Origin of the sequence: Kitasatospora sp. NPDC093558 (genome assembly GCF_040683475.1) — a bacterium.
In the GTDB taxonomy this organism is placed as follows: domain Bacteria; phylum Actinomycetota; class Actinomycetes; order Streptomycetales; family Streptomycetaceae; genus Kitasatospora.
The window spans coordinates 1-2,374 of record NZ_JBFBDY010000849.1 but is presented as its reverse complement, the minus strand read 5'-3'; the positions used below and the strand labels follow the sequence as shown (position 1 = coordinate 2,374).

General features: G+C 69.3%; 2 protein-coding genes and 1 pseudogene. 2 read left to right on the top strand and 1 reads right to left on the bottom strand.

The genetic code is table 11. From position 1 onward, the window contains the following. The coding region (locus AB0O00_RS36045) for a substrate-binding domain-containing protein (protein WP_363658925.1) at nucleotides 1–653 on the bottom strand (653 nt) is incomplete at its 3' end. Nucleotides 654–997: 344 nt separating this feature from the next. On the opposite strand from AB0O00_RS36045, the gene AB0O00_RS36040 reads away from it, so the two are divergent. Next, nucleotides 998–1,849, top strand: a complete 852-nt coding sequence (locus tag AB0O00_RS36040) for a fumarylacetoacetate hydrolase family protein (protein ID WP_363658924.1) — start codon at nucleotides 998–1,000, stop codon at nucleotides 1,847–1,849. 11 nt (nucleotides 1,850–1,860) lie between these two features. Next, nucleotides 1,861–2,374: pseudogene (locus AB0O00_RS36035) on the top strand (fuconate dehydratase); the annotation flags it as partial.

Here is a 2,374-nt window from a genome sequence, read left to right as displayed (position 1 = left end):
AGCGTCGACTGGAGCTTCGCGGAGGCGACGTCCCCCTTCCAGTCGGTGGCCAGCTCGATCACCTGGATGTCGGGGAACTTCTCCTTCATGCAGGCCGCGAAGGCCTCCGAGCGGTCGCGGCCGTTGATGGAGCTGAGCGAGCCCTGGAGTTCGGCGACCTTGCCCTTGCCGCCGAGCTGCTTGCCGAGGAATTCACAGGCCTTGGTGCCGTAGGCCTTGTTGTCGGCCCGGACCACCATGTAGACGTTGCCGTTGTCGGGACGGGTGTCGACGCTGACGACCGGGATCTTCTTGGCGGAGAGCTGGTCCAGGGTGGAGGCGATCGCCCCGGTGTCCTGCGGGGCCATGACGACGGCCTTGGCGCCGGTGTTCTGGAAGACCTGGACGTTGGCGACCAGCTTGGTCACGTCGTTCTGCGAGTTGCTGACCGGCAGGGTGTTCAGGCCCTGGGAGGAGGCGCCCTGCTTGATGTACTGCGCGTAGGAGTTCCAGAAGTCGGAGTCCGCGCGGGGCAGGTCGATCCCGATCGCGGGCTTGCCACCGCCGGAGGCGGAGGAGGTCGAGTCGCTGCCGCGGTTGCAGGCCGTGGCGAACCCCGCCAGGACGACCACGGTGGCGGCCGTGGCCGCGATTCTGGACGAGCGGAGCTTCATGGTGCTGATCTCCTTGGCTGGGAAGGCCGGCGCCGCTGCGGCGCGGGTGGGAGGCGGATCGCGGAGCGACCGGGCGTCCGGCAGTCATCGGACCGCTGGTTGGTGACGAGGACTTTACGAGCCGGAAATCCGACTGACAAGAGGAAACCTCGGATGAATCCCAACCGTGATCCGCGCCCTCTCCCCCACCCCAGCCAAGGCCCAAACAGGCGGTTTTACCTGCGCAGTTGAGAGCGAGTCCGGACAGCCGGCACGCAAACATCAGAGGAATCCTTGCGATGCCCGAGGCAGCCTCGTATGGTCGTGCCACCACGGATACATCCGATGTGTTGATGGGAGCCACCATGAAGCTGCTGCGAGTCGGCGAGCCGGGAGCGGAGACCCCGGCCGTCCGCGACGAGGACGGAACGGTCTACACCCTCACTGGCCTGACCGGGGACATCGACGGGGCGTTCCTCGCCTCGGGCGGGATCGACCGGGTCCGCACCGCACTGGCCGAGGGTTCGCTGCCCGTCGTGGACGCGGCCGGCCTGCGGATCGCGGCCCCCGTCGCCCGCCCCGGCAAGGTGGTCTGCATCGGCCTCAACTACCGCGACCACGCCGAGGAGACCGGGGCCGCCGTCCCCGAGCGGCCGGTGGTCTTCATGAAGGACCCGTCCACGGTCGTCGGACCCTTCGACAAGGTCCTGATCCCGCGCGGCTCGGTGAAGACCGACTGGGAGGTCGAGCTCGCCGTGGTCATCGGCCGCCAGGCCCGCTACCTCGCCGACCCGAGCGAGGCGGCGGATTGCATCGCGGGCTACGCGATCAGCAACGACGTTTCCGAGCGGGAGTTCCAGCTGGAGTACTCCGCCCAGTGGGACATCGGCAAGTCCTGCGAGACCTTCAACCCGCTCGGCCCCTGGCTGGTCACCCCGGACGAGGCCGGCGACCCGCAGGACCTCGCACTGCGGCTGGCCGTCAACGGCGAGACGCGCCAGGACGGCAGCACCAAGAACATGATCTTCGACGTCGCCTACCTGGTCTGGTACCTCAGCCAGTACATGGTGCTCAACCCCGGCGACGTCATCAACACCGGCACCCCGGCCGGTGTGGCCCTCGGCCTGCCCGGCGCCCCCTACCTGCGCGCGGGCGACACCGTCGAGCTGTCCATCGACGGCCTCGGCACCCAGCGCCAGACGTTCATCAACGCGTGAAAGGCAGCCCCTTGTCCGCAACCACTGCGCGGATCACCGCCGTCGACACCTACGACATCCGCTTCCCCACCTCGCGGGAGCTGGACGGGTCCGACGCGATGAACCCCGACCCCGACTACTCCGCCGCCTACGTCGTCCTGCGGACCTCCGACGGCGGCCCCGAGGGCCACGGCTTCACCTTCACCATCGGACGCGGCAACGACGTCCAGGTGGCCGCCATCGACGCGCTCCGCCCGCACGTCCTCGGGCGCCCGGTCGCCGAGCTCTGCGCCGACCCCGGCTCGCTCTACCACGACCTGATCGGCGACAGCCAGCTGCGCTGGCTCGGCCCCGAGAAGGGCGTGATGCACATGGCCATCGGCGCCGTCGTCAACGCCGTCTGGGACCTCGCCGCCAAGGCGGAGGGCAAGCCGCTGTGGCAGCTGCTCGCCGACGCCGACCCCGCGTGGCTCGTCTCCCAGGTCGACTTCCGCTACATCGCCGACGCGCTCACGCCCGCCGAGGCGCTGGAGCTGCTGACCAAGG